The 25826-nt window shown below is 69.5% G+C and carries 24 protein-coding genes; 4 read left to right on the top strand and 20 right to left on the bottom strand.

All coding sequences use genetic code 11. From position 1 onward, the window contains the following. Positions 1–30: 30 nt before the first annotated feature. The 4 genes from AC4GYY_RS12390 (at position 31) to AC4GYY_RS12375 (ending at position 2654) form a co-directional block, all read left to right on the top strand. Positions 31–306 (top strand): DUF3572 family protein, encoded by a 276-nt coding sequence (locus AC4GYY_RS12390; RefSeq protein WP_491120889.1) that lies wholly within the window; start codon positions 31–33, stop codon positions 304–306. Then, positions 303–944 carry an HAD family hydrolase gene (locus AC4GYY_RS12385; protein WP_491120888.1) on the top strand — a complete coding sequence of 214 codons (642 nt, stop codon included), beginning with the start codon at positions 303–305 and terminating at the stop codon, positions 942–944. The genes AC4GYY_RS12390 and AC4GYY_RS12385 overlap by 4 nt, the downstream gene beginning before the upstream one ends. Continuing rightward, a complete protein-coding gene (locus tag AC4GYY_RS12380) occupies positions 941–1402 on the top strand; it encodes a RidA family protein (protein WP_491120887.1) in 462 nt (153 codons plus the stop codon). The genes AC4GYY_RS12385 and AC4GYY_RS12380 overlap by 4 nt, the downstream gene beginning before the upstream one ends. 121 nt (positions 1403–1523) lie before the next feature. After that, entirely contained in the window at positions 1524–2654 is a 1131-nt protein-coding gene (locus AC4GYY_RS12375) for a GNAT family N-acetyltransferase (RefSeq protein ID WP_491120886.1), read from the top strand. 1 nt (position 2655) lies between these two features. Here AC4GYY_RS12375 and AC4GYY_RS12370 read toward each other — a convergent pair whose 3' ends face one another. The 20 genes from AC4GYY_RS12370 to rfbF form a co-directional block, all read right to left on the bottom strand. After that, positions 2656–4245: a hypothetical protein gene (locus AC4GYY_RS12370; protein WP_491120884.1), complete on the bottom strand. Its 1590-nt coding sequence runs from the start codon at positions 4243–4245 to the stop codon at positions 2656–2658. A gap of 28 nt (positions 4246–4273) precedes the next feature. Further along, positions 4274–6031 (bottom strand): hypothetical protein, encoded by a 1758-nt coding sequence (locus tag AC4GYY_RS12365; RefSeq protein WP_491120883.1) that lies wholly within the window; start codon positions 6029–6031, stop codon positions 4274–4276. 115 nt (positions 6032–6146) lie between these two features. Then, the gene (locus tag AC4GYY_RS12360; RefSeq protein ID WP_491120882.1) at positions 6147–7655 is read right to left on the bottom strand and encodes an NAD(P)/FAD-dependent oxidoreductase; all 1509 of its coding nucleotides are present in this window, start codon (positions 7653–7655) and stop codon (positions 6147–6149) included. Between the two features lie 45 nt (positions 7656–7700). Beyond that, on the bottom strand, positions 7701–9212 hold the full coding sequence (locus tag AC4GYY_RS12355; protein ID WP_491120880.1) for a hypothetical protein: 1512 nt from the start codon (positions 9210–9212) through the stop codon (positions 7701–7703). Beyond that, positions 9193–10413, bottom strand: coding sequence for an argininosuccinate synthase (locus tag AC4GYY_RS12350; protein ID WP_491120879.1), 1221 nt, complete (start codon positions 10411–10413; stop codon positions 9193–9195). Before AC4GYY_RS12350 ends, AC4GYY_RS12355 begins: the two co-directional genes overlap by 20 nt. 11 nt (positions 10414–10424) lie before the next feature. Continuing rightward, a complete protein-coding gene (locus AC4GYY_RS12345; RefSeq protein WP_491120878.1) occupies positions 10425–11828 on the bottom strand; it encodes an erythromycin esterase family protein in 1404 nt (467 codons plus the stop codon). A 43-nt stretch (positions 11829–11871) separates the two neighbouring features. After that, a complete protein-coding gene (locus tag AC4GYY_RS12340; protein ID WP_491120877.1) occupies positions 11872–13098 on the bottom strand; it encodes a class I SAM-dependent methyltransferase in 1227 nt (408 codons plus the stop codon). A 32-nt stretch (positions 13099–13130) separates the two neighbouring features. After that, positions 13131–13874 (bottom strand): molybdopterin-dependent oxidoreductase, encoded by a 744-nt coding sequence (locus AC4GYY_RS12335; protein WP_491120876.1) that lies wholly within the window; start codon positions 13872–13874, stop codon positions 13131–13133. After that, positions 13871–14575: a cytochrome b/b6 domain-containing protein gene (locus tag AC4GYY_RS12330; RefSeq protein WP_491120875.1), complete on the bottom strand. Its 705-nt coding sequence runs from the start codon at positions 14573–14575 to the stop codon at positions 13871–13873. The genes AC4GYY_RS12335 and AC4GYY_RS12330 overlap by 4 nt, the downstream gene beginning before the upstream one ends. 40 nt (positions 14576–14615) lie before the next feature. Continuing rightward, the gene (gene dinB, locus AC4GYY_RS12325; RefSeq protein ID WP_491120873.1) at positions 14616–15674 is read right to left on the bottom strand and encodes a DNA polymerase IV; all 1059 of its coding nucleotides are present in this window, start codon (positions 15672–15674) and stop codon (positions 14616–14618) included. Between the two features lie 37 nt (positions 15675–15711). Then, on the bottom strand, positions 15712–16962 hold the full coding sequence (locus AC4GYY_RS12320; RefSeq protein ID WP_491120872.1) for a hypothetical protein: 1251 nt from the start codon (positions 16960–16962) through the stop codon (positions 15712–15714). Further along, positions 16959–17342, bottom strand: coding sequence for a GtrA family protein (locus tag AC4GYY_RS12315; protein WP_491120871.1), 384 nt, complete (start codon positions 17340–17342; stop codon positions 16959–16961). The genes AC4GYY_RS12320 and AC4GYY_RS12315 overlap by 4 nt, the downstream gene beginning before the upstream one ends. Beyond that, complete coding sequence (locus AC4GYY_RS12310) at positions 17339–18280, bottom strand: glycosyltransferase family 2 protein (protein WP_491120870.1); 942 nt, start codon at positions 18278–18280, stop codon at positions 17339–17341. Before AC4GYY_RS12310 ends, AC4GYY_RS12315 begins: the two co-directional genes overlap by 4 nt. Beyond that, on the bottom strand, positions 18277–19221 hold the full coding sequence (locus AC4GYY_RS12305; RefSeq protein WP_491120869.1) for an NAD-dependent epimerase/dehydratase family protein: 945 nt from the start codon (positions 19219–19221) through the stop codon (positions 18277–18279). Before AC4GYY_RS12305 ends, AC4GYY_RS12310 begins: the two co-directional genes overlap by 4 nt. Before the next feature lie 2 nt (positions 19222–19223). Continuing rightward, positions 19224–19901, bottom strand: coding sequence for an HAD family hydrolase (locus tag AC4GYY_RS12300; protein ID WP_491120868.1), 678 nt, complete (start codon positions 19899–19901; stop codon positions 19224–19226). Then, complete coding sequence (locus AC4GYY_RS12295; protein ID WP_491121218.1) at positions 19898–21745, bottom strand: thiamine pyrophosphate-binding protein; 1848 nt, start codon at positions 21743–21745, stop codon at positions 19898–19900. The genes AC4GYY_RS12300 and AC4GYY_RS12295 overlap by 4 nt, the downstream gene beginning before the upstream one ends. A 22-nt stretch (positions 21746–21767) precedes the next feature. Continuing rightward, the gene (locus AC4GYY_RS12290) at positions 21768–22571 is read right to left on the bottom strand and encodes an aldolase/citrate lyase family protein (protein ID WP_491120867.1); all 804 of its coding nucleotides are present in this window, start codon (positions 22569–22571) and stop codon (positions 21768–21770) included. Positions 22572–22619: 48 nt separating this feature from the next. Beyond that, the gene (gene rfbH / locus AC4GYY_RS12285) at positions 22620–23960 is read right to left on the bottom strand and encodes a lipopolysaccharide biosynthesis protein RfbH (RefSeq protein WP_491120866.1); all 1341 of its coding nucleotides are present in this window, start codon (positions 23958–23960) and stop codon (positions 22620–22622) included. Next, positions 23957–25045 carry a CDP-glucose 4,6-dehydratase gene (gene rfbG, locus AC4GYY_RS12280; RefSeq protein ID WP_491120865.1) on the bottom strand — a complete coding sequence of 363 codons (1089 nt, stop codon included), beginning with the start codon at positions 25043–25045 and terminating at the stop codon, positions 23957–23959. Before rfbG ends, rfbH begins: the two co-directional genes overlap by 4 nt. Beyond that, positions 25030–25809 (bottom strand): glucose-1-phosphate cytidylyltransferase, encoded by a 780-nt coding sequence (rfbF, locus tag AC4GYY_RS12275; protein WP_491120864.1) that lies wholly within the window; start codon positions 25807–25809, stop codon positions 25030–25032. The genes rfbG and rfbF overlap by 16 nt, the downstream gene beginning before the upstream one ends. Between the last annotated feature and the right edge of the window lie 17 nt (positions 25810–25826).

Genomic DNA, 25826 nt, shown 5'->3' with positions numbered 1-25826 from the left:
CTCCCACCGATCCCGACAGCAAGGTAAGCGATGCTCCGCCGCGACACAAACGCCGACACGAAAGACGCCGACACGCTGGCGCTCGAGGCGCTTGCCTGGGCGCTGTCCGATCCGGACCGCGCGCGGCGGCTGCTCGACCTGACCGGGCTCGACCCGGCCGACCTGCGGACGCGCGCGGGCGACCCGGCGGTGCTCGGCGCGGTCTTGGGCTTCCTCCAGGCGTATCAACCGGATCTGCTGGCGTGCGCCGACGCGCTGGACACTACGCCCGATCGGCTGGTCGCGGCGCAGGAGGCGTTATCGTGAAGCCGCTGCTGATCACCGACTGCGACGAGGTGCTGCTCCACATGGTCCGCCATTTCGGCGACTGGCTGGGCGAGGCGCACGAGATCGATTTCCAGCCCTCGTCCTGGGAGCTGATGAAGAACATGCGCCGCCGCGACGGTCGCACCATCGCGCCGACCGAGCTGTTCGGCTTTCTCGATGGCTTCTTCCCCGATCAGATGGGGCGCCAGACGCTCGTCCCGCATGCCCGCGAGGCGCTGGCGTCGCTGGCCGAGCAGGCCGACATCGTCGTCCTCACCAACCTCCAGGACCAGTGCCGCACCGCGCGGATCGAGCAGCTCGCCGCGTTCGGGATCGAACACCGGGTCGAGTGCAACCAGGGTCCCAAGGGCGGGCCGGTCGCGCGGATCGTCGAGGAGTTCGGCAATCCGGTCACCGTCTTCGTCGACGACCTGCCGCACCACCATAGCTCGGTCGCGAAGGACGCGCCGCAGGTCCACCGTCTCCACATGGTCGCCGAGCCCGCGCTCGCCCCTGGCGTGCCGCCCGCGCCCGACGCGCACGCGCGGATCGACGACTGGCGCGAGGCGCTGCCCTGGATCACCGCCCGCTTCGCCGCGGGCGAACCCGCCACCAACGAACAGGAGATTCAAGCATGACCGAACACGTCGACCGCGCTCTCGAACGGCTGGGCCTCACGCTGCCGCAAGCCGCCGCTCCCGTCGCCGCCTACGTCCCGACCGTGCTCGCCGGCACTCTGCTCCACCTCTCCGGGCAGCTGCCGTTCAAGGACGGCAAGGTCGTCACCGGCCGTCTCGGCGAAACGCTGTCGCTCGAGGAAGGTCAGGACGCCGCGCAGCGCTGCGCGCTGATGGTGGTCGCGCAGGTCAAGGCGGCGCTCGGCGACCTCGTCCGGGTCAGGCGCGTCGTCAAGCTCGGCGTGTTCGTCAATTCCGCCGCCGACTTCACCGATCAGCCGAAGGTGGCGAACGGCGCGTCCGAGTTGATGGTCGCGCTGTTCGGCGACGCGGGCAAGCACGCGCGCTCGGCCGTCGGCGTCCCCGCCCTGCCGCTTGGCGCGGCGGTGGAGGTCGACGCGATCTTCGAGGTCGAGTGACGAGGCTTTCCGCTCCGTTCGTCCCGAGCGAAGTCGAGACACATGGTCCCTCGACATCGCTCGGGACGAACGGTGGTGGGAACGGTTGAGCCTTGGCGCTCCGACCCTACGTTAGCCCCGCATGTCCTCCGTCACCGCCCGCCTCGCCGACGGCGTCGCTTCGATCCCCGCCGCCGACTGGGACGCCTGCGCGGGCGCGGCCAATCCGTTCGTCAGCCACGCCTTCCTGTCGGCATTGGAGGAGTCCGCGAGCGTCGGCGCGCGCAGCGGCTGGCAGCCGATCCCGATCCTGGTCGAAGGCGACGACGGCCGCCCGCTCGCCGCCGCCCCCGCTTACGCCAAGGGGCACAGCCAGGGCGAATATGTCTTCGACCACGCCTGGGCCGACGCCTGGGAGCGGGCGGGAGGGAATTACTACCCCAAGCTCCAGGTCGCCGCGCCCTTCACGCCCGTGCCGGGGCCACGCCTCCTGCTTCGCGACGAGACCGCCGGGCCGGCGCTGATCGCCGCGATCGAGGCGGTGACCGACCAGCACAACCTGTCCAGCGCGCACGCGACCTTCGTCGCGCCGAAGCAGGTCCCGCTGTTCGAGGCGGCGGGTTGGCTGATCCGCGAGGGCACGCAGTTCCACTGGAAGAACGACGGCTTCGCGAGCTTCGACGACTTCCTCGCCACCCTCGCCAGTCGCAAGCGCAAGGCGATCCGCAAGGAACGCGCCGCTGCCGTCGAGGGGTTGACGATCCGCCATCTCACCGGCGCCCAGATCGGGCGGCGCGAGTGGGATGCCTTCTGGGCCTTCTACCAGGACACCGGCAGCCGGAAGTGGGGCCGCCCCTATCTGACCCGCTCGTTCTTCCCGTTGCTCGGGCAGACGATGGGGGACAGGGTGCTGCTGATCCTCGCCGAGCGCGACGGGCGGCCGATCGCGGGGGCGCTCAATCTGATCGGCGCGGACGCGCTCTACGGCCGCTATTGGGGCTGTACCGAGGACGTGCCGTTCCTCCATTTCGAGCTGTGCTATTATCAGGCGATCGACGCCGCGATCGCGCGCGGGCTCGCCACGGTTGAGGCGGGGGCGCAGGGCGAGCACAAGCTCGCCCGCGGCTATGCCCCGGTGGCGACCTGGTCGGCGCACTACATTCCCGACGCGGGGTTCCGGCGAGCGGTGGCGGACTTCCTGATGCGCGAGCGCCACGCGGTCGAGCACGAGCAGGCGGTGCTGGAGACGATGACCCCGTTCAAGCGGGGGTGAGCTACCAGAAGCGGGCGGGCATCGTCGCCGGGTCATAATCCGGCGGCGGGACCGCGTGATCGACCCGGTAGAGCACGCTCGCCCCGCGTCGCCACACCGGCACGAGCCCTTGCAGCATCCGCGGATCGTGCGACGGCGGGCGGATCAGCCAGACGTAGTCGAAGGCGTCGCGGGGGAATTGGAGAAGCGCGCGGTTGATCGGCCGCCACCATTCGCGCGAGCATTGGAAAGGCGTGACGATCTCGGACGGGTCATGCGCGAAGCCGCGCGCCGCCCGGTATTTCACCGTCAGCAGCTGCGCGCCCGGCATCGACCATTGATCGTTCGAATACGCCGCGCGCCGCTCGAGCGCGAGCGCGGCCATATGCTCCATCCGCGACATCATCCACGGGTTGCTGCACGGCTGCCCGAAGAAGGTCACCAGCCGTGCGCCGACCGGCACATGATCGAGCGCCGCGAGCTCGCGGTCGTAGTTGCGGTCGAACAGCGCGTAGCTCCAGGTCGTGGCGCCGATCCGCGCGACGAAGAAGACCAGGCCGATCGCGGCGATCGCGCTGGCGCGCCGGGCGTTCATCGCCGCCTTGGGCCGGATCGCCAGGACGGCCACCGCGACCAGGAACGGCGCGAGGCGCATGTCGGCATAGGCCGATCCGAACACGACGCGGGGCAGCAGCACGAACACCGCCAGCAGCGCGACCGCCGACAATGCCAGGTTGCGCGAATATTCGGTCGCCCGGTCCCGCGCGCTGTTGACCAGCACCAGCACGATCACCGCGGTCGAGGCGATGTCGAACGCCAGCCAGCGGTCGCGGAACACCATCGTCAGCCACTGCGTCTTGGCATGCCAGTTGAACCAGTCGCCGGTCTCGCCGGTGACATGATCGCCCGATCGCCAGAACACCATCAGCGCGATCGGGAGCGCCAGCGGAAGACAACCGAGCCCGGCGCGCACCCACGCCTTCGGCCAGCCGAGCCAGCCGTCGGGCTTCTTGTCGTGCTGCCGGATCAGCTCGGCCGAGAAGGCGAGCACGCCCAGCACCCCCCATCCGAAGGTGTGGCAGACCCAGAGCAGGCAGGCGAGCGGCAGGAACACAGCCGTCCGGAAAGCGAGGCGATGCTGCCGTCCCAGCCGCAGCCACCAGGCGAACAGGCACAGCGCCAATCCCATCGACAGCGCGAAGTTCACGAACCCGAACTGGAACGGGAAACTGTAGGCGAAGGGTAGCGCGAACAGGGCATGCGGCGGGATCCGCCCGTGGACCTCGCGTGCGATCCACAGCAGGCCGAATACGGTGAGCGCCGGGATCGTCAGGACGATCAGCTTGACCGCGAGCTCGAGCCCAAGGACGTGCTCCAGCGGGATCACCAGCAGGTCGATCCCGAGATTGCCGATCAGCTGCCAGCGGAATTCGTACCATTGGCGCAGCCAAGGATAGGCGTCCCAGTCGAGCTGGACGCGGTAGCGCCCCATATGGCCGGGCAGGTCGACGAGTGGGGGGATGTCCGGCCAGAGCAGGGGGACGCAGGCGAGGAGGGTCAGCGCCGCGACGAACAGGCGCGTCTGCCACCACCTTAGCCCCGTTTGCGCCATCCCGGGAGGCTCTTAGGGCAGGGCGGCGTCAGGACAAGCGCTGTTTGGGCCGGGCGATGCGCCAGACGAGCAGGTGTGTCCCCCGGAGCGCAACCGGAGTCAGCCAGGCGAATTGCTCCCCCCGCTCGAGCCGCGCCCACAGCCCGTTCGGCGCGTCGTGCTTGTACAGCTCGGTCTCGTTCGCGCCGGGGCAGCCGACGAGATAATCGGCCCCGCTTGCCGCGATCAGCCCGTGCGCGACCTCCGGCGGCGCGAGATAGGCAGCGATCACACGGTGCATCGCCGCGCCGTTGCGGTGGTAGCCGCCCGCGATCGCGCGGTGCGGCGTCGTCGCGAGAATCGCGGGGGTGAGGTCGATCGGCGCGAACAGCGTCGCGGTCGGCAGCGCCGCCAGCCGCGGGATCTCGCGCGGCGGATCGCACGGAACGGCCCCGGTGAGCCAAGCCGACGGCGCGGCGACCGGCGCGGCGCGCATCCCGAACGCCGCGCCCGCGACGAGTCCGGGCGTCGCCGCGAGGAACGCGGCCGCGGTCGCGAGCGTGCGCCCGGCCGTACTCGCCACCGCCCGCGCTCGGGTCAGCAGACGGTGGAGCAGCCAGGCCGCGCCCGGAAGCGCCAGCGCGTTGGCGGTCGCGCCGGTCCGCATCACCAGGATGGACAGCGCGAACGCCGCGCCGGCGATGCCGAGCAGCATCGCCCAGCGTGTCCGCGCCTCGCCCGTGCTCGCGCGCCACGCCAGTACCGCGCCGACCAGACCAGAGATCGGCAGCCCGACCGTCATCGCCGCCCAGGCGGGGATCTGGTCCCACACCGGCAAACCTTCGGAGACATTGACGTACCAGAAGCGATAGACGAGCGGATCGAGCGTCGCGAACGGTCCCTTCGCGCAGACCGGCGCGCCGAGCCTGACGGTCGCCAGCGCCGCTGCCCCCGCGAGCGCCAGCGCCCCGATGCGAACCGCCAGGCGGCGCGGCGCGGCCGCGATCGCCGCCGCCGCGCCGCCGCACGCGATCGCGAGTCCTGCGATCCAGACCGGCGCGATCGCGTCGCAGGCGGGAGCGAACACCATCGGCCCTCGCGTCGCGACGTGGAGCAGCGTCACGGCCGTCGGTAGCGCCGCCGCCAACGCCAGCGCCTGCGCCCGCCGGGTCGGATCGATGGCCCAGGCGAGCAGGGCGACGGCGATGACGATGGCGGTGATCGGCAGCCCTTCGAGCGAGATCGTCACCAGCGTGGCGAGGCAGCCGCCGGCGATCGCCCCCGATCGCGCGTCGGATCTCCCGAACAGCGCGACCACCGCGCCGAGCGCGGCGGCGATCTGCCAGCCGTGGTGATCGATCCGGACCGGCTGGAGCTGGTAGATGAGCGGCACCGACAGCGCGGCGAGCAGGACCGATTGTTTCGCCGCTTCCTCGCCCGCGACCCGCCGGGTGAGGACCGCGCCGAGCGCCATCACCGCGAGCAGGGTGAGCAGCGGCACGAAGGTCACCGCGATCCGTGTAGCCGCGGCAGGGCCGAACACGGGATCGCAGACGATCAGCACCGCCGCCAACGGCAGATCGACCAGCCGCGACCAGTGCATTTGGAAATCGCCCCCGTTCAGCCGGTGCTGAGCGACGTCCCACCAGCTCTGCCCGGCGAGAAGATCGCGCACCTGCGCCAGCCGCATGGCATCGTCCGGGTCGGGAAAGGCGAGGGTAGCGATGCGGGTCCAGGAGACGAGGCACAGGACCGCGGCGGCGAGAAGCCAGCCGATGAGGATGGTGTGGGTGAGCGGCGCCGCCACCCGCCCCCTTCTCTCGATCCGCTCCTCCCTCCCTCTGCCAACGGAACGGGGATGGCGCCCACCGCGCGCGGCGTCGGGGGAAGGGTGGGGGTGAGCCGCCGAGACGCTCACGATGTCACGCCGCCTTCAGCCGCTCCGGCACCTCGCGCACGCTCGCCAGCGCGGCGCGCTCGCCCTCGGTGCCGCTCTCGTGATACTCCGCGTCCTCGTTGACGCCCCAGGTGTCGTAGACGCGGCTGCCCGCGACGATGTTCTTCACCGTCAGCATCGCGGTCATCATCGCGTGATCCTGGTTGTTGTACCGGTGCATGCCGTTGCGCCCGACGCAGTGGAGCGTCGGCCAGCGTGCTTCCAGCTCCTGCGCGAGACGGGCGACGCGCTCGGCATACCCCTCGTCATAGACCGGATAGGCCTTCTCCTGCCGCACGACGACGCCGCCCTCGACCTGGCGCGGGTCGCACAGACCCAGCGTCGCCATCTCGCGCGTCGCCAGCGCCACCAGCTCGTCGTCGGCCGCCGACCACAGGCCGTCGCCCTCGAAGCAGAAATATTCGAGGCCGACGCACGCGATCCCGGCGTCGGGCACCATCTCGGGCGACCAGCTGCGGAAGTTCTGCACACGGCCCACCTTCACCCGCGGATCGTGGATATAGATCCAATTGTCGGGGAACAGGTCCGGCGCGCGGACGAACAGCGCGACCGTCAGGAAGTCGCGGTATTTGAGCTCGGCCGCGTCGGGCAGCGCCGCGGGCACCGGATGGAGCCGCGACGCCAGCTCGCGCATCGGCGCCGACGAAATGACGTGCGCCGCGTCGATCGTCAGCGTCGCCTCTCCGTTCGCGGCGGCGACGGTCCAGCGCCCGGTCAGATCGTTGTGGCGCAGCTGCTTGAGCGCGGCGCCCATGAACACCTGTCCGCCGCGGTCGATCACCTTGTCGCGCGCGCGCTCCCACATCATGCCCGGGCCGAGCCGCGGGTAGCGGAAGGTCTCGAGCAGCGTCTTGGTCTGCATCCCGTCGTTGGGGCGCTTGTTGAGCCCCAGCGAGCGCTTGAGCCCGTCGGTCACGGCTCCCCAGAGCGACAGCCCCTTGATGCGCTGCGCCGCCCAGTCCGCGCTCATCTCGTCGCAGGGCATGCCCCACACCTTCTCGGTATAGGTCTTGAAGAAGATCGAGAACAGCTTGTGCCCGAAGGCGTTGACCGTCCAGTCCTGGAAGCTCTTCACGTCGCGCTTGGGGAACAGCTTCGCCTTGGCGAAGCTGGCCATGCACAAGGTCGAGCGCCAGACGCCGAGGTTCCACAGCGCCTCGAACGCGCGCAGCGGATAGCTGTAGAACCTGCCCTCGTAATAGATGCGGCTCATCCGCGGGCGCTCGATGAAGTCGTCGGGCAGGATCTCGTTCCAGAGGTCGACGACCTCCTTCGACTTCGAGAAGAATCGGTGCCCGCCGATGTCGAAGCGGAACCCCTCGTGCTCGACGGTGCGGCTGATCCCGCCGACGTAGCGCGGGTCGCGCTCGATCACCGCGACCGAATAGCCTTCCTTCGTCAGGAGATAGGCAGCGGTCAGCCCGGCCGGACCGGCCCCGATGATCGCGACGTCGACGCTGTTGTGGCCCGGCATGGAAGCTTCCGCATTGTTGCGCGCTGGGCAATGCGGGACGCGCGGCTAAGGCTTGGTTAACGCCGAACGGCCTTCGATCCGATAGAGCGCGGAAGCGTCAGACGCCCAGACCTGGGTCAGCCCGGGGTCGCGGACCCGGCCCGGCGGGAAGCCGATCGTCCAGACATAATCGTACCGCGCACGCGGAAGCCGCGCGATGGCGGCGAACAGGTCAATCGCCGCTGCCGGGCACGGGGCGTCGCTCACCAGCTGCGACGGATCGCGGTCGAACGGCGCCGCCCCGCTCTTGCGCAGCGTGAGCAGCTGCTGGCCTGTCATCACCCATTGATCGTTGGTGAAGGCGTCGCGTCGGAGGATCGCGGTCGAGGGCAGATGGTCCAGCCGGCGGTCGTCCCAGCTTCCCGTACAGTCGTGACGGACGGCGGCATAGACCGACGCGCCCCGCGGGATCGCGGGGAGCGCCTGGAGCTCGCGCGCGAAGGCGGTCCAGGCGATCAGCAGGCTCGCGGTCGCGGCGGCCAGCCGGACCGCGACGAACGCCGCCCCCGTCCATGCGAGCCCCTGCGCCAGCCGGGTGCTCGCCGGCGGGGCGATCGCCAGCAAGGCGAGCGCCAGCGCATACGGCGCGATCCGGGTGTCGGCGAAGGCGGCGCCGAACAGCACCCCCGGCGTCGCCAGGAACGCCGCCGCGACCAGCACCGCCGGGGCTCCCAGCACCGCGTCGAATCGCAGCGTGCGGTGGGCGCCAGCGAACACCAGCACTCCCGCAAGCAACAGCAGGGAGGCGAGGTCGAGGACCAGCCAGTGGTCGCGCAGCGACGTCTCCGCCGAGGCGAGCTTGGACACCCAGCTGAACCCGCTCGAACTCGCGGCCGAGGTCGCGCCGGTTCCGACCATCGCCAGCACCGGGGTGGCGAGCGCCAGCGCGTGGAGCGGCGCCATCGCCAGCGTGCGCGGCCACGATCCGCCGCGCCGCCGCTGGAGCGCGACCTCCGCCCCGAACGCCATCAGCCCCGCCAGCCCCCAGGCGAAGCTGTGCGAGATCCAGATCGCCCAGGACGCGGGGACCGCCAAGGCCGCGCGCAGCCTTGGCCGCTCCGCCATCGCGATCCACCCGGCCAGCAGCCAGAAGGCCAGTGCCATCGCCAGGCAGAAGTTGACGAAGCCGAGCTGGAACGGCCAGCCGAGCGCCAGCGGCAGCGCGAACAGCGCGGTCGGCGGCACCCGCCCGTGCGCCGCCCGCGCGGCCGCGAGCATCCCGCCGACGGTCAGCACCGGGATCAGCAGGATCACCAGCTTCCCCGCGCGCTCCACCCCCAGCAGCGGCGCGAGCGGGACCACCGCCAGATCGACCCCAAGGTTCCCGATCAGCCGCCAGCGATAGTCGAACGCCCCCCGCAGCACCCCGTCGAGCGCGATATGGTAGCGCGCGAGGTGCGAAGGCACGTCGGCCAGCGGCGGGATCGCCGGCCAGACGAGCGGGATCGCGAAGGCGAACGCGAGAAGCGCCGCGACCGCGCGGCGCTCCCACCAGGGGCTAGCGGTCGCGACGGCCAAGCAGCCGCAGCCGCAGCGCGTTGAGCTTGATGAAGCCGGCGGCGTCGCGCTGGTCGTAGGCGCCCTGATCGTCCTCGAAAGTCACGACCTTTTCCGAATAGAGCGAGTTCGGCGAACGCCGGCCGGTCACCGACACGTTACCCTTGTAGAGCTTGAGCCGAACCGTCCCCGCGACCTTCTGCTGGCTGTGGTCGATCGCCGCCTGGAGCATCTCGCGCTCTGGCGTGAACCACAGGCCGTTGTAGATCAGCTCGGCGTAGCGCGGCGCGAGTTCGTCCTTCAGATGCGCAGCACCCCGGTCGAGCGTCAGCTGCTCGATCCCGCGGTGCGCGAGGTGGTAGATCGTCCCGCCCGGAGTCTCGTACATCCCGCGGCTCTTCATGCCGACGAAGCGATTCTCGACCAGGTCGAGCCTGCCGATCCCGTGCTTGCGGCCGAGTTCGTTGAGCGCCGCCAGCAGCGTCGCGGGCGACATCGCCTCGCCATTGAGCGCCACGCCGTCGCCGCGCTCGAAATCGATCGTGATCGTCTCGGGCGTGTCCGGCGCATCCTCCGGGTTGACGGTGCGCGAATAGACATAGTCCGGCACCTCGTCCCACGGATCCTCCAGCACCTTCCCCTCGCTCGAGGTGTGGAGCAGGTTCGCGTCGACCGAGAAGGGCGATTCGCCGCGCTTGTCCTTGGCCACGGTGATCTGATGCTGCTCGGCGAACTCGATCAGCTTGGTCCGGCTAGTCAGATCCCACTCGCGCCACGGCGCGATCACGCGGATGTCGGGGGCGAGCGCATAATACGAAAGCTCGAAACGGACCTGGTCGTTGCCCTTGCCGGTCGCGCCATGCGCCACCGCGTCCGCGCCCACCTGCTTGGCGATCTCGATCTGGCGCTTGGCAATCAGCGGTCGCGCGATCGAGGTGCCGAGCAGGTACAGCCCCTCGTAGAGCGCATTGGCGCGCATCATCGGGAAGACGTAATCGCGGACGAACTCCTCGCGCAGATCGTCGATGAAGATGTGCTCGGGCTTCACCCCGGCTCGCAGCGCCTTCTCTCGCGCCGGCTCCAGCTCCTCGCCCTGCCCGAGGTCGGCGGTGAAGGTGACGACCTCGCAGCCGTATTCCTGCTGGAGCCACTTGAGGATGACGCTGGTGTCGAGCCCGCCCGAGTAAGCGAGGACGACCTTGTTGATGCCATGATCTGCCATGCGCCGGGCCGTTAAGGCTTGGACGGCTCCGCGGCAACGGGCCAGCGATGCTGCGGCGTCATCGTCCGGAACCAGACGAGCACGTCGAAGCCCATGAAGGGCGGCGAGGCGTTCTCCTCGGGCTTCCCCGTCTGGAACTTCGCGGGATCGACGATCCATCCGGTGCTTCCCGACCACTTGGGCTGGGACAGCCATCGGCGCGCCGCCGGATCGGCGACGGGCGAAGCCGTGTCGAACCACCACGCCTCGCCGGGCAACCGCGCCATCACCCGCCCGGTCGACTCCGCGCGCCCATTGTCGAGCGACAGCGGCACGTCGTGCTGCGTGCCCGTGACCTGCTTCAGATCGCTCCCGTCGCCCCGAGTCGCCGTGACGGTCGCCTGCGTGTAGGTGAAGCCGATCGTTCGATATCCGGCGCCCAGCGCCTTGCGCACCTCGACTCCAAGCGCCGTCGCGCCCTCCGCAACCCAGGTGTCGGGGAAGCTGTGCAGGACATGATCGTCGTGCGCCCAGAGCGCCGCCTTTCGGGTCGAGCCCAGCCGTTCGAGCAGGTTGGCCGCCATGAAACGGTCGCGCCGGGACCAGTAATCGGCCGGCAGGCTCTTGAGGTCCGCCCCCTTCACGTCACGTTCGAAGATCTGGACGTTCTGCCAGACCAATCGGGCGGCATAGGCGGCCTCGAGATAGTCCGGATCGGTCCGCCACACCGCCCGGTGCGCGGCGAAAGCGTCGCGGAGCGCCGTCGCGGCCGCGACGAGTCGCGCGGCGTCCGCGGCGTCATGCTGCGCGATCCAGTCCGACGGACGCACCCGCGGCGCGCCGGGCGGGGGGATCATGTCGCCGAACGGCGCGCGCAGCTTGGCCGCGAGCGCCGCGTCGTGCCGCGCGATCACGTCCAGCGCGAAGGTGGCGTCGACCGCGCCGTCCTGATCGTCGATCGCGATGACGCCGACCATCCGCTCGGGATGCGCGAGGTTCCATGCGCGCAGCCACAGCAGCGCGCCGGCGAACTCGTCGTTCTTGTAGATCTTGAACGCCGAGGGCGACATCACCGCCGCCGCCGGATCGCCGACGCCCTGCCGCACATAGCGATCGAAGCCGACCCCGGCGACGCGGTTTGCCTCGATCGCGAGCGTGTCGATCGCGCCAGCCTTGACCAACTCGCGGAAGAGCAGCGCCTTGAACGTGACATCCTCGTGCGTGCCGTGGGTGACCTCGCCCAGACCGATGACGCGGGCGCCCGAGAGTTTGGCGACGATGGGCGCGAGTTCGGCGGCCGTTGGCTCGACGTCGCCGAGCCGGTGGCCGCTCGCTTCGAGGATGCGCGCCGCCGCGGCTTCATCCGCCGTCGTCGTCTGCGCCGCGACCGGCGCGCCCGCGAACGCCAGCGCCGCCGCGAGCATCCACCTCCGCATATCGCCCTCCCCAAATCCCCGGCAGGAGGATCGCACCGCTCGCCTATCCGCGCAAGCGTGCCTCGGCCTCGCCGATATAGTCGCGCGTCACGGGGATCGCGGTCCGGCTTTTCGCCAGCTGCACCTGATAGTTGCACAGCCCGCCGTTGCGGAACGCCGCGCCTGCGCCGGCGAGGTAGAAGGTCCACAGCCGGAAGAAGCGCTCGTCGTAGAGCTCGACGATCGCGTCCTTCGCCGCGACCGTCCGGTCGTACCAATGGTCGAGCGTCCACCCGTAGTGGAGCCGCAGCACCTCGACGTCGCCGGGGAACAGCCGCAGCCCTTCGTAGCCGCGCACGATCTCCGACAGCGCGGGGTTATAGCCGCCGGGGAAGATGTACTTCAGCGTGAACTTGTCGGTGACGCCCGGCGCGCCCATCCGGCCGATCGTGTGCATCAGCATCACGCCGTCGTCGGTCAGGAGCTCGCGGGACTTGGCGAAGAACTCGCCGTAATGCTTCACCCCGACATGCTCGAACATCCCGACCGAGACGATCCGGTCGAAGGCGCCGGTCACATGGCGATAGTCGATCAGCTCGAACCGGACCTTGTCGGCGACACCCGCCTCGTCGGCGCGACGACGCGCGACCTTGAGCTGCTCCTCCGATAGCGTGACGCCGAGCACCTCCGCCCCGGTCTTGGCATGGAGGTACAGCGCCATCCCACCCCAGCCGCAGCCGATGTCGAGCACGCGCATCCCCGGCTCGAGCAGCAGCTTGGCGGCGATATGCGCCTTCTTGTCGGCCTGCGCCTGTTCGAGGCTGTTCGCCGGATCGGTGAAATAGGCGCAGGAATATTGCCGGTCGGCGTCGAGGAACAGGTCGTACAGCCGGTCGGACAGGTCGTAATGGTGCGCCACGTTCTGCTTCGACGCGCGCTCCATGTTGCGCCGCCCAAAGCGGTGCGCGGCGCCTTCGACCAGGCGGCGGACGCGCGAGGCGGCGAGCTTCGACTGCCCCGCTTCCCACGGATCGTTGGCGGTGAGCAGCTCGACCAGCGCGCGGATGTCGCCCTGCTCGATGATGAGCCGCCCGTCCATGAACGCCTCGGCCGCGCCGAGCCCCGGATCGGCGACGATCGCGCGGCCGACCCCCTTGTCGGCGAAGCGGAGCGTGACGTTCGGGAAGGCGGGGTCAGCCGCACCGAACGTGCGGGTCGCGACGTCCGGACGATGCAGGGTGAGCGTGCCGCGCTTCACCGCGCGCGAGAGGAAGAGGTCGATGAGGGCCATGCGCGAGCGCTACGCAGCGCTTGTGGCGATTTCTAGATGCCGGCGTACCAGTCGTAGTCGACGTTGTCCTCCCAATAGCCGCCGCGCCCGGGCAGCCGGTCGACCGCGTCGATGCGCATCAGGTATTTCGCCTGCTTGTAGCCCAGCTGGCGCTCGACCCGCAGCCGGCACGGCGCGCCGTTGGCAACCGGGAGGAACCGATCGTTGAGCGCCCAGGCGAGGATCGTCTGCGGGTGGAAGGCGTCGGCGAGGTCGATCGACTCGTAATAGGGCTTGCCACCGTAAAGGTCGGCGCAGGTGAAGACGATGTAGCGCGCCGCGTCGCGCATCCCCGCCGCCTTGAGCACGTCGCCGAGCTTCGGCCCCTGCCACTTGGCGATCGCGCTCCATCCCTCGACGCAGTCGTGCCGCGTGATCTGGGCGCGCTGCGGGAATTGGCCGAGGTCGGAGAGCGACAGCGACAAGGGGCGCTGGGCCAGGCCGCCGACCTGCAGGCGCCAGTCGGCGAACTGCCCGGCGGCGAGCGTGTTGTAGGCCGCGGTGTTCGGATTGCGCGTCCCGTTCGAGCGGAAGATCGGCGAGCACTGATCCGCGCGGAACTCGGGCGCGAGCGCGTCCCCCATCTGGAGCGCGCGCTGGAGGCCCCGGTGGATGTCCTCGCCCTTGAACAGGATCGCGCGCGCGGTCGGATCGGCGGCGATCTTGTCGCAGCCAGCGAGCAGCCCGCTCCCCGCGAGAATACCGCCCGCAAGAACGCTCCGTCGCGCGAGGATCATTCCGCCGCCTCCGCCTCGGGCACGCGCCAGCGCCCGGTCAGCATCGAGCGCACCTCGTTGATCGGCCCCGCCAGGATGACGAGCGCCAGGTGGACGACGGTAAACCCGCTGAGCGCCGCCATCGTGATGAAATGGATCGACCGCGCCGACTGCCGTCCCCCGAACAGATCGAGCAGCCACGGCCAGGCCGCGTCCACCCCCGGCGACAGCGTCAGCCCGGTCAGGATCACCAACGGCAGCAGGACGAAGATCACTGCGACGTAGGAGAGCTTCTGGAGCGTGTTGTAGCGCCCCGGATCGTCCGCATCGTGGAAGCGGAAGGCGAGGTGGTCGCCCACGTCCTCCGCCAGATGCGCCGGTGTCAGCTCGCCCGCGCGCACGCGCAGGTCGCGCTGGAAGTGCCGGTTGACGAGGCTCGCGATCATGTACGCGAGCAGCCCGAACGCCAGCACCAGCGCGAAGAAGAGGTGCCAGCGCCGCGACAGCGCGAGATTGTAGTTCGCCGGGATCGTCAGCCACGCCGGGAAGCGCGGCAGCTGCGCCCAGGCGTGGTCGAAATTCGCGCCGTACTTGCCCCAATAGAGCCGCGGATGCGCGTTCGAGATGCCCAGCCCCGAGCCGATCAGGATGATCACAGACATCGCACTCACCCAATGCCAGACGCGGGTGGCGAGTCGGTGGCGGAAGACGGTGCGGCTCACGTCGTCTTCCTAGCATGCCGAGTCGCCGCCGCCCACATGCTCACACCAGCAGCAGTTCGGCTGGCTCGGTCATCGGCGCCAGGTTCGACATCGTCACGCCCACGAGCCGCAGCCCCCTGTCGAGCGGATAGAGCGTCGCGATCAGCTCGCGCGCGATCCGGTGGAGCGTCGCGCGGTCGGGCACGAGCCCGCCGACCGATCGGCTCCGCGTGACGATGCGAAAGTCGGCGTACTTCGCCTTTACCGTCACCGTCCGGCCCGAAGTCGAGGTCCGCTCCGCCCAGTCCCACACGTCGTCGGCCATCTCGGCGACGCGCGCCTCGATCTCGGCGGCGTCGGTCGAATCGCGCGCGAAGGTCGTCTCGGATCCCGAAGACTTGCGCACGCGGTTGGGGCGGACTTCGCGCTCGTCCTCGCCCCGCGCGATCGCCGCGAACCAGCGCCCCGCTTTGCCGAACCGGGCCTCCAGCGTCGCCTGATCGAAGTCGCGCAGGTCGGCTCCGGTCGCAATCCCCATCGCGCGCAGCTTCTCGGCGGTGCGCGGCCCGATCCCGTGGAAACGCTCGATCGGCAGCGCGGCGACGAACGCCGCGCCTGCGCCGGGTTTGATGACGCATTGGCCGTTCGGCTTGTTCTGATCGGACGCGAGCTTCGCCAGCAGCTTGTTGTACGACACGCCCGCCGAGGCGGTCAGCCCGGTGTCGGCGAGGATGCGCGCACGGATCTGCTCGGCGGTCGCCGCCGCGCTCGGCAGGCCTTTGAGGTTCCGCGTGACGTCCAGATAGGCCTCGTCGAGCGACAACGGTTCGACGAGCGGCGTATAGTCGAGGAAGATCGCGCGGATCTGCGCCGACACCGCCTTGTAGACGTCGAACCGCGGGCGCGCGAACACCAGGTCCGGGCAGCGCCGCAGTGCGGTGACCGACGGCATCGCCGAGCGCACCCCGAACTTGCGTGCCTCGTAGCTCGCCGCCGCCACCACGCCGCGCCCGCTCGACCCACCGACCGCCACCGGCCTGCCGCGCAGCGTCGGATCGTCGCGCTGTTCGACCGAGGCGAAGAAGGCGTCCATGTCGACGTGGATGATCTTGCGCGTCATCGCGAGCGTGAACGTAGCAGGAACGGCGGGCGTTCGTCTATCCTGCCCGCGCTCGCCAGGCATCGGCAATCGTCGATGCGGCGAGGAGCCCGGCCATCACCATCGTCAGCCCCGGCCGCAGCAGCGTCAGCACGCCGATGCCGTAACTCGGCGTCACCTGCACCCCGCCAAGCCAGCTCCACCTCGATTCCGGTGGCAGCGCCCAGAGCGCGACGTCGAACGGCAGCGACAGCAGATAGGCGATCAGCAGCGCCGCCGTCCGCGCGCGGCCGCGCATCGGCTCCATGAACACGAACATCAGCACGAACATCTCGGTGTAGCCGCCGGCTTCCGACGCGCTCAGCGCCAGTGCGACCGCGAGCAGCGCGACGCGGTGCCCCGCCACGGCGTTCGGCCGAAGCCACGCCGCGGCCGCCGCGGCGAGGAGGATCGTCTGCACTCCCCGGGTGAGTACCGTCGCGGCGAGGATCGGCAGATCGGGAGCGAGCGCAGGCGATGCGATCGCCAGCAGCTTGTCGAGCGGCTGATACGTTGCGGGATACCAGAGGTTGCGCGACTCCGCCGCGCCCGACGCGCCGGCGAATCGAAGGATGTTGCGGACGATCTGCGCTGGGCTGCCTTCCCCCAGCATCGCCCAGGTCGCGAGATAGATCAGCATGGTCGCGGTGATCATGCCCGCGACGGCTGCCCATCGGCGCCGGAGCAGCGGTGCGAAGACGGCGCCGACCAGATAGACCTTGAAGTTGACCGCGATCGCCGCGAACACCCAGCGGAGCCGCGCGGATGCCAGCAGCGGACCGAACCCCAGCAGCAGGCAGGGATAGGCGAAGATCACGACGTTGCCGCGCTCGAGCGCATAGAGCATCGGCAACCCGAACGTCATCGCGGCGGCGCGCGGAGTGGCGGTGCTCCGGTCGAGCTTGCGGAACGTCAGCCAGGTGAGCGCGCCACCGATCGCCCAGACCGCGACCAGCGCGACGAAGCCCAGCCCGTCGCAGCCGCGCGGATCCGACGGCAGGCCGGGAGCGTAGCACGTCGGCTCGGTGAACACCCGCATCAGCACGAACGAGAGCGGCGGGTAGATCGTCCGCTCGATCTCGAAGGCACCGGCCTGGCGGGACCAGCGGGTCAGCGAGTACCAGTCGGTCGCCGTCCCGGCAGGATCGGGCGAGAACGGCTGCGGCAGGTAGCGGTGGGTCACAAGGAACCAGATCGCATAGCCGAAGGCCGCCATGGTCGGCAGGCAGAGCCAATATTCCCGAGAGGCGGGGCGACCCGTGAAGATCACACCGCAGTCCGCAGGAAGATCCAGTATTTCAAGACGAAATAGTTGGCGATCGACAGGAGGATGGCGGCGATCAGCCCCGCGAGATAGGGCGAGCGCACGACGCTCGCCACGGCGGCCAGCAGGCCGAGACCCAGCAGGTAGTTGGCGGCATAGGAGATGGAGAAGCGCAGTTTGGCCGGGCCCGCCTCGCGGAACACGTGACGCGAGTAGGTGAGATAGTTGAAGGCCGCGCCCGTCGCGTGGGCGATCGTCTGCGCCACGTAGATGTTGACGCCCAGCCAGACGAGCAGCGCATAGACTCCCAGTCCGAACGCGGTGTTGACCGCGCCCGCCTGATAATAGCGCCACAGCTCGAGGAGGCGCGCGCGGGGAATCATCATTCGTCCGCGAAATTCACCCGTTCGCGCTCGAGCACGAGCGGGGTGCCGCGGGTCCGTTCGGAGATGATGCGGACGTTGTCGCCGAGCAGGCCGAGGAAGCCGAACAGCAAGGCGAGTTCCGCCTGCACCACCGCGGCGATGAACCAGCCGGCGATCGGACGGCCAGAGAAGAACGCCGTCACGCCGCCCGCGAGCATCACCAACGTCATCAGCACGCCGAACGCGCCGAGGTAGATCGGAACCCTAAGCAGCCTCTTCGACGACCCAGCGAGTGCCGACATCGCAAAGTCGAACAACGCGAACACGGTGTTCTTCGATCGCCCCGCGGCGCGCGGCGGGCGCGGATAGGGGACCGTCTCCAACGGATAGCCGGTCTCGACCAGCATCCCGCGGAAGAACGGCTCGGGCTCCTTCAGCGCCCGCGTCGCGGCGACCACACGCGACGTGTAGAGGCCGAAGCCGGTGGCGTTGGGCAGGATCGGATAGTCGCCGAAATTGCGCGCGAGCCAATAGGACGCCCGCCGGATCGCCCCTTTGACGGGTCCGGTCCGCTCCGCCTCGCGCACGCCCAGCACGATGTCCGCGCCCGCGCGCCAGCGGCGGACGAACTCGGGGAGCAAGGCGGGCGGGTCCTGGAAATCGGCGCACATGCCGACGATCGCCCGTCCCCGGGCCTGGTAGATGCCATAGGTCGGCGAGCGCATCTGTCCGTAGTTGCGGGTATTGACGATCAGCCGGATGCGGGGATCGCGCGCGCACATCGCCTTGATCAGCGCGACCGTGCGATCGGTCGAATCATTGTCGATGAAGATCAGCTCGAGGCTGAGCCCGAGCGGCGTCAGCTCGTCGATCACCGCATGCGCGATCGCCTCGGCATTCTCCTCCTCGTTGTAGCATGGGATCACGACCGACAGGTCGGGGCGCTGCGCGTCGATCATGCCCTTACCTCGCGCAGATAATCCGCGGTCTCGGCGATCTGCCGGTCCAGCGCGACCGGCGCAATCCCGTAATGGCACAGAAGCGCTGCATAACCCGCCGCATCGCCGACATAGCGGTCAGCATTCGCGTCGGTGACGGGCGCCCGGTCGACCTCGCCGCCGAGCGCCTCCGCCACCGCGCGGGCGGCCTCACCCAGCTCCAGCGGCGCGCCCCCGGTCGCGAAGCGCGTCGCCCCGCGTTCGCCGAGCAGCGCCAGCGCGAGCGACACCAGTTCGCGGATCGCGACATAGCCGCGGATCACCTCGCGCGGCGCGCGGACGGCGATCACGCGCCCGGCCTGCGCGTCGAGGATGAAGCTCGCGACCGCATAGGCGGCATGCTTGTTGATGTACGGCCCGGTCAGGTTGAAGATCCGCGTGATCACCGCGCGCTTGCCAGTCGTCTCGGCCCAAGCCGCGAAAGCCGCTTCGTCGTCGCGCTTGAGCCGGCCATAGAGCCGCATCTCGCGCGCCGCCGTCGGATCGTCGGCGCGTTCGGCCGCCCCCGAAGAGGCGACGAACACCGCCTCCGCGCCGATCGGAGCGAGCGCCGCCAGCACCGTCTCGCGGATCGAAACGCAGGCGGCGACATAGGACTCATCGTCCATCGTCGCGGCGCGGTCCTTGGTCAGGAAGGCGTAGTGAAACACCCAGGTCGGGGCAGGGGGCAGCGCCCCCAGCTCGGTAAGCGGGCGCTGCTCGACCGCACCGTCGCGCAGCCGCAAGGTCCGCGCGCTCGATCCGAACGCGACGACGCGCGCGTCGAACGCCTCGCCCAGCGCGTCCCGCAGCAGCTCCAGCGTCGCCAGCCCCAGCCAGCCGCCCGCGCCGGTGACGACGATGCGCGCGTCGGTCGCCGCGAGCGCCCGAAGCGCCGCGGGATCAAGCCCAGCTCTGGACATGCTCACGCCGCGGCGGCGGTGCGCCGCGCGTCGGGCAGGTCGCCCAGGATGCCGGCGACCAGCTCGGCAAAGGCGTCGTGGCGGATCAGCGCCTCGGGGCGCCAGCCCGGCTCGGCATAGCCATAGGTCATGAAGCGGAACGGCATCTCCGCCGCCGCCGCCGCCGCATGATCGACCTCGCTGTCGCCGACATAGAGGCAGTCCTCGGCGGGACGGCGCAGCTGGAGCAGGGTCAGATCGATCAGGTCGGTGGCGGGCTTGGGGCGATATCCCGCGCGCGCGCCGACGACGATCTCGAACAGCGGCGCGAGCGCCAGATCGGCGAGCACCTTGTCGCACAGATGCTGCGGCTTGTTCGAGCAGATCGCGAGGCGCTTGCCCGCGGCGGCGAGCGTGTGCAGCCCGTCGCGGACGCCCGGAAACAGGCTCGCGGCGGGGGTGGGGCGCTCGGCGTAGCGGCGGCGGAACTCGACGATCTCGAGTTCGGGATCGCCGCACTCCTCGGCGAGCAGCGCCGCGACCATCCGCGCGCCGCCCAGGCTGAGCCACGGCTTGGCGAGCGCCGGATGGATCGTCCGGACGCTGCCGCGATCGGCCAGCATGTCGTTGAGGATGCCGACGCAGACCGCCGCGCTGTCGACCAAGGTGCCGTCCAGGTCGAAGATGACGCAGGCGGTCATCGAACGGTCTCCGGCTGACGCATCGCCGCGGCCAGTTCCTCGCGCGGAAGAAAGGGGGCCATGTCCTCGAGCGACGGCGACACCATCGTCCCATCCTCCAACCGGCGACTGGCGAGCTTGGGAGCGAATTGCTGAGCCTTGTCGATCATCACCTCGCAGAGATGCGGGCCATTGCTTGCCAGCGCGTTACGGATGCCCTCGGCGAGCGACGCATGATCGGCGATCCGCGACGAAGCGAGCGAGAAGCCGTTCGCCAGCCGCGCGAAATCTGGGAAGCTGAGCCCGCTGTCCGGACCGCAGCCGACGATGTTGTCGGCGAAGTAATTCTGCTGGGTCTGGCGGATCGAGTGATAGCCGTCGTTGTTGAGGACGAAGACCTTCACCGGCAGCTTGGTACCGACGATGGTTTGCAGCTCCTGCAGGTTCATCATGATGCTGCCGTCGCCCGCGAGGCAGATCACCCGCTTCGCGCCCGACGCATGCGCCGCCCCGATCGCCGCGGGGAGGTCGTAGCCCATCGAGGCGCAGCCCGAATTGGTGAACAGCCTTTGCCCGCGCTTGAGGTTCGCCGCCTGGAAGACGGTGACGCAGGCGGTACCGTCGCCGGTGACGATCACCTCGTCCTCGTCGAGCGCATCGAACAGCGCCTCGGTGAAGACGTAGGGGTTCACCGCGCCGTCGGTGTCGCGATACTCGGGCAGGACGACCGGATAGCGCGCCGCACGATCGCGGCTGAACGCGAGGAAGTCGGCGCGCGCGGAGGCGTTGCCCGGCGCAGGTGACAGCCGCTCGGCGACCGCGAAGACGGCGCGCAGATCGGCGTGGATCGGGCGGTCGATATGGAGCGTCGGTTTGGCCAGCTCGGCGGCGTCGACATCGACCATCGCGATGCGCGCGGCCTTCGCGAAAGACGCCCAATTATAGCTGACCTGCCGGACGTTCAGCCGCGACCCGAGTACCAGCAGATAGTCGGCGGTCTGCACCGCGAAATTGCCGCCGCGGTCGCCGACCGTCCCCGGTCGCCCGACGTACATCGGATGATCGTTAGGAATCGCGTCATGCGCGTTCCAGCCGGTGACGACGGGAATGCCGAACCGCTCGACGAACGCCAGGAACTGTCCTTGCGTATCCGACAGCCGCACCCCCGAGCCCGCGAGCACCAACGGCCGTTCGGCGGCGAGCAGCTCGCCCAGCATCGCCGAGACCTCCGCCTCCAGCGCCGCGCCTTCGAGCAGCCCCAGCTCACCGGCAGTATTCGCCGCCTCGCCTGCGCGGTCCGCGTCGCGCGGATCGAAGGCTGCGAGCGTCGCCGGATCGACCAGCGCCCCCTGCACATCGATCGGCACGTCGATCCACACCGGACCCGGACGCCCGCGCCGCGCCAGCCACAGCGCCTTCTCGACGACGCGCCGCGCATCCGCCGGATCGCGCAGCACCACCGCGTATTTGGTGATGCCGCGGACCATCGCGACGATGTCGATCTCCTGATCGCCGAGCTGCCGCAGGGGGAGCGGATAGGACGACATCATCGTCTCCCGCTTCACCTGCCCCGAGACGACCACCATCGGGATCGAATCGACGTAGGCGCCGTACACCCCGTTGAGCGCGTTGACGCCCCCCGGCCCAGTCGTGACGTTGACGCAGGCGGGGACGTTCGAGAGGCGCGCATAGGCCTCCGCCGCGATCGCCGCCGCCTGCTCGTGGTGGGTGAACACCTTTCCCAGCCGCGGCTCGCGCCCGAGCGCATCGTTGAGGTGCATCGCGCCGCCGCCCGTCAGCATGAAGACGTGGCGCACCCCGCCCTCGACGAGCAGCTGCGCGATCAGGTCGGCGACCCGAATCATCGTGGCCACGGCGCGGGTCGGCTCAGGCCGCGGCGCGGATCGCGGGGGCGGGGCGACGCTGCTCGATCATCGCGATCCGCACCTCGTCCTCGGCACTCGCCGCGCGATAGTAATCGCGCTTGTTCTTGAGCCACGCCAGCTCGAACTCGATCGCCAGCGCCAGCCCCTTGTCGACCCGCCCATCCTCGACCGTCGCGCCGTCGAAGATCACCTTGCGCGTCTCGAACCGGTCGAGCTTGGTGCGGCGGATGTCGCGGAGCGCCGGGATCGCCTCGGCGCTGACGCCACCGCCGACCACCATGTCGACGCGGTGCGCCGCCGCCATCATCGCCACCGCGCTGACGTAATTGGTCATCTCGGACGAATTGATGAAGCTGCGCTCGAACCCGAGCGAGCCGGCGAAATCGACCCGCCCGAACACCATGCCGACGCCCGCCGGCCCGGCGACGTCCGCCATCGCGACGAGGTTGCCGTAGGTCGTCACCGTCTCGACGTTGAAGAGGAAGCCGATGTCGGCGCGCTCGTCCTCGGCGAACACCTTGTCGCGCGCGGCGACGAACTTGCCGAGCGCATAGGGCGTCTCGACCATCGGCGCGATCACGTAGTCGACCCCGAACTGCCGGCATTCGAGCAGATCGCGGATCGCCTCGCACCCGCCGATCTTGACCCCGACCTTCACCCCCGCGCGCCGCGCGATCTCGAGCAGGCGCAGCAGCTCGTCGGTGCGCGTCCCCTCCGCCTCGAACTCGGCCTTGACCGCCAGGATCCCGTAGCGCTCGCGACCTTCGACCAGCAGATCGAGCATCCGGCGTTCAAGCGTGTTCATCGCAAGCCATCCCCTGTCCCCGGTCGCGAATAGCGCGACCCGCGCGGCTTACTGATGAACAAACGCCCTTATCACTTGGTTAACGTAGCCGAGGTGATCTTCACCGAGCCCCGGATAGAGCCCGATCCAGAAGGTGTTCTCGGTGACGAGGTCGGCATTGGTCAGCTCGCCGACCACCCGGAACTGGCGCTGGCGCATGTAGGGCTGGCGGATCAGATTGCCCCCGAACAGCAGCCGGGTGCCGATCCGCGCCGCATCGAGGTGGCGCACCAAAGCGTCGCGAGTGAAATGCGCGCCTGGCCGGATCGTCACGGGAAAGCCGAACCAGGAGGGATCGCTGTTGGGCGTCGCCTCGGGGAGGATGAACACGTCCTCCATCTCGCGGAACATCCCCGTCAGGATATCGAAGTTGCGCCGGCGCGCGGCGATGAACTCGTCGACCCGGTCGAGCTGGGTCAGCCCGACCGCCGCCTGCATGTCGGTGATCTTCAGATTGTAGCCGCAGTGGCTGTAGGTGTATTTGTGGTCGTAGCCCATCGGCAGGTCGCCGAGCTTGCGGTTGAAGCGCTTGCCGCAGGTGTTGTCCTGCCCCGGCGCGCACCAGCAGTCGCGGCCCCAGTCGCGCATCGATTCGATCACGCGCTTCAGCCTGGGCTTCTGCGTGAACACCGCGCCGCCCTCGCCCATCGTGATGTGGTGCGCGGGGTAGAAACTGAGCGTCCCGATATCGCCGAACGTGCCGACACCCCTGCCGTCATAGGTCGCGCCCAGCGCGTCGCAGCAATCCTCGACCACCCACAGGTCGTACTTCTCGGCGACCCGCATCACCTCGCCGAGATCGAACGGATTGCCGAGCGTGTGCGCGATCATGATCGCGCGGGTGCGGTCGGTCACCGCCGCCTCGATCATGTCGGGCTTGATGTTGTAGGTCGGGATGTCGACGTCGACGAAGACCGGGACGAGCCCGTATTGCAGCGCCGGATTGACCGTGGTCGGAAAGCCGGTCGCGACGGTGATGACCTCGTCGCCCGGCTTGAGCGCGTCGCCGCGCAGATAGTGCGAGGTCAGCGACGACAGCGCCAGCAGGTTCGCCGACGATCCCGAATTGGTGGTCAGCGCGTGCGGCACCCCCAGGAACGCCGCGAGCTTCGCCTCGAACGCATCGTTGAAGCGCCCGGTCGTGAGCCAGAAGTCGAGCGCCGAATCCACCAGCGAACGCATGTCCGCCTCGCCATAGACCTTGCCCGAGACCGGCACCGGGCTCGCGCCGGGCACGAACGGCTTGGGCGCATGGAAGGCGCGGGCGTATTTGCCGGTCAGCTCGCCGATCAATGCGCGCAGCTGCGGCTCGTCCATCCCATCGGCGGCGGCGAGAAGGTCCTGGGTCACGCGAACTCCCGTGCGGAAAGGGTCGCCCGCAACCGGGCCTCATAATCGGCGATCTGGTTAAGCGATACCTCGTCCGCCGCGACGCCGCCGCGGACGGCGACATGCCATTCGGCCACGCGCTCCAGCGCCTCGGCGAGGTCGAACACCGGCCGCCAGCCCAGCTTGGCGCGCGCCAGCGAGCAGTCGAGCCGGAGCAGCGTCGCCTCATGCGGCTGCGCGCCTTCGGGGCGGTCCCAGCCCTCCTTGCCGAACTCGGCGAGCAGCCGGTCGACCACCCAGCCGACGGGGCGGGCATCGTGCTCGGATGGGCCGAAATTCCAAGGGGTGGCGAACTCGTCCTCGCCCGCGAGCAATCGCTCGGCGAGGATCAGGTAACCTCCCAGCGCTTCCAGCACATGCTGCCACGGCCTGACCGATCCCGGCGCGCGGATCGACGGGCGCTCGCCCGCCTCGACTGCGCGGACGATATCGGGGACCAGCCGGTCGCGCGCATAGTCGCCTCCGCCGATCACGTTCCCCGCGCGCACCGAAGCAACCTTTCGCCCGTCGAAGAACGAGCGGCGATAAGCGGCGATCACCAGCTCGGCCGCGCCCTTGCTGCTCGAATAGGGATCGTGCCCGCCCATCGGGTCCTGCTCGCGGTACGGCCAGGGCCATTCGCGATTCTCGTAGCATTTGTCGGTCGTGATGCAGACCGCGGCGCGCACGCTGTCGGCCCGGCGGCACGCCTCGAGGACATGCGCGGTCCCCATCACGTTGGTGGCGTAGGTCTCGATCGGATGATCGTAGGAGTAACGCACCAGCGGCTGCGCGGCGAGGTGGAGCACCAGCTCCGGCTTCGCCGCCTGAATCGCGCGCTCGACCGCCTCGGCGTCGCGAACGTCACCGATCACATGGGTGAGCCGCTCGGCGACGCGCGCCTGTTCGAACAGGCTCGGCACGGTCGGCGGGGGCAGCGCGAAGCCGGTCACCTCCGCTCCCAGTCGCGTCAGCCACAGCGCCAGCCAGCTCCCCTTGAAACCGGTGTGCCCCGTCAGGAAGACGCGGCGGCCGGCCCAGGACGTCCGGCTTACCAGACCTTCCACGGCGGCCCGTCCAACCAGAGCTGCTCCAGATAGGTCCGGTCGCGCAGCGTATCCATCGGCTGCCAGAAGCCGTCGTGGCGGTACGCGACCAGCTCGCCGTCGCGCGCGAGCGATTCGAGCGGCTCCTGCTCCCACAACGTCTCCGGCCCGGCGACGCGGTCGAGCACGGAAGGCGAGGCGACGAAGAAGCCGCCGTTGATCAGCCCGCCGTCGCCAGCCGGCTTCTCGCGGAACGATCGCACCAGATCGCCCCCGATCTCGTCGGAGAATTCCAGCGCGCCGAACCGGCCCGGCGGCGACACCGCAGTCACCGTGGCGAGCTTGCCGTGCGCCTCGTGGAAGGCGACCAGCCGGGCGATGTCGATCGCCGCGACGCCGTCGCCATAGGTGAAGCAGAACGGCTCGTCATCGGGCAGATACCTGCGGATCGCCTTCAGCCGTCCGCCGGTCTGGGTCGCCGCACCGGTATCGACCAGCGTGATCCGCCACGGCTCGCTGCGCTTGTCGTGCCACTCCATCGCATTGGCGGCGAGATCGATAGTGACGTCGGCGGAATGGAGGAAGTAGTTCGCGAAATACTCCTTGATCATATAGCCCTTGTAACCGAGGCACACGACGAAGTCGTTGATCCCGGCGGCCGAATAGATCTTCATGATGTGCCACAGGATCGGCATGCCGCCGATCTCGACCATCGGCTTGGGCCGCACCCCGGTCTCTTCGCCGAGCCGGGTGCCGAGCCCGCCGGCCAGGATCACTGCCTTCATCACGCCGACCGCCCCCC

The sequence above is a fragment of the Sphingomonas sp. SP6 genome (assembly GCF_058313435.1).
Note: the sequence above shows the minus strand (reverse complement) of the source record. Positions and strands in the feature narration are given on the sequence as shown.

What these genes read in the sequence shown, in the direction of transcription:
- AC4GYY_RS12390 (WP_491120889.1), top strand. Translation starts at nt 31, where the DNA reads ATGCTCCGCCGCGACACAAACGCCGACACGAAAGACGCCGACACGCTG.
- AC4GYY_RS12380 (WP_491120887.1), top strand. Translation starts at nt 941, where the DNA reads ATGACCGAACACGTCGACCGCGCTCTCGAACGGCTGGGCCTCACGCTG.
- AC4GYY_RS12375 (WP_491120886.1), top strand. Translation starts at nt 1,524, where the DNA reads ATGTCCTCCGTCACCGCCCGCCTCGCCGACGGCGTCGCTTCGATCCCC.
- AC4GYY_RS12370 (WP_491120884.1), bottom strand. Translation starts at nt 4,245, where the DNA reads ATGGCGCAAACGGGGCTAAGGTGGTGGCAGACGCGCCTGTTCGTCGCG.
- AC4GYY_RS12360 (WP_491120882.1), bottom strand. Translation starts at nt 7,655, where the DNA reads ATGCCGGGCCACAACAGCGTCGACGTCGCGATCATCGGGGCCGGTCCG.
- AC4GYY_RS12350 (WP_491120879.1), bottom strand. Translation starts at nt 10,413, where the DNA reads ATGGCAGATCATGGCATCAACAAGGTCGTCCTCGCTTACTCGGGCGGG.
- AC4GYY_RS12345 (WP_491120878.1), bottom strand. Translation starts at nt 11,828, where the DNA reads ATGCGGAGGTGGATGCTCGCGGCGGCGCTGGCGTTCGCGGGCGCGCCG.
- AC4GYY_RS12340 (WP_491120877.1), bottom strand. Translation starts at nt 13,098, where the DNA reads ATGGCCCTCATCGACCTCTTCCTCTCGCGCGCGGTGAAGCGCGGCACG.
- AC4GYY_RS12335 (WP_491120876.1), bottom strand. Translation starts at nt 13,874, where the DNA reads ATGATCCTCGCGCGACGGAGCGTTCTTGCGGGCGGTATTCTCGCGGGG.
- dinB (WP_491120873.1), bottom strand. Translation starts at nt 15,674, where the DNA reads ATGACGCGCAAGATCATCCACGTCGACATGGACGCCTTCTTCGCCTCG.
- AC4GYY_RS12315 (WP_491120871.1), bottom strand. Translation starts at nt 17,342, where the DNA reads ATGATGATTCCCCGCGCGCGCCTCCTCGAGCTGTGGCGCTATTATCAG.
- AC4GYY_RS12310 (WP_491120870.1), bottom strand. Translation starts at nt 18,280, where the DNA reads ATGATCGACGCGCAGCGCCCCGACCTGTCGGTCGTGATCCCATGCTAC.
- AC4GYY_RS12305 (WP_491120869.1), bottom strand. Translation starts at nt 19,221, where the DNA reads ATGTCCAGAGCTGGGCTTGATCCCGCGGCGCTTCGGGCGCTCGCGGCG.
- AC4GYY_RS12300 (WP_491120868.1), bottom strand. Translation starts at nt 19,901, where the DNA reads ATGACCGCCTGCGTCATCTTCGACCTGGACGGCACCTTGGTCGACAGC.
- AC4GYY_RS12295 (WP_491121218.1), bottom strand. Translation starts at nt 21,745, where the DNA reads ATGATTCGGGTCGCCGACCTGATCGCGCAGCTGCTCGTCGAGGGCGGG.
- AC4GYY_RS12290 (WP_491120867.1), bottom strand. Translation starts at nt 22,571, where the DNA reads ATGAACACGCTTGAACGCCGGATGCTCGATCTGCTGGTCGAAGGTCGC.
- rfbF (WP_491120864.1), bottom strand. Translation starts at nt 25,809, where the DNA reads ATGAAGGCAGTGATCCTGGCCGGCGGGCTCGGCACCCGGCTCGGCGAA.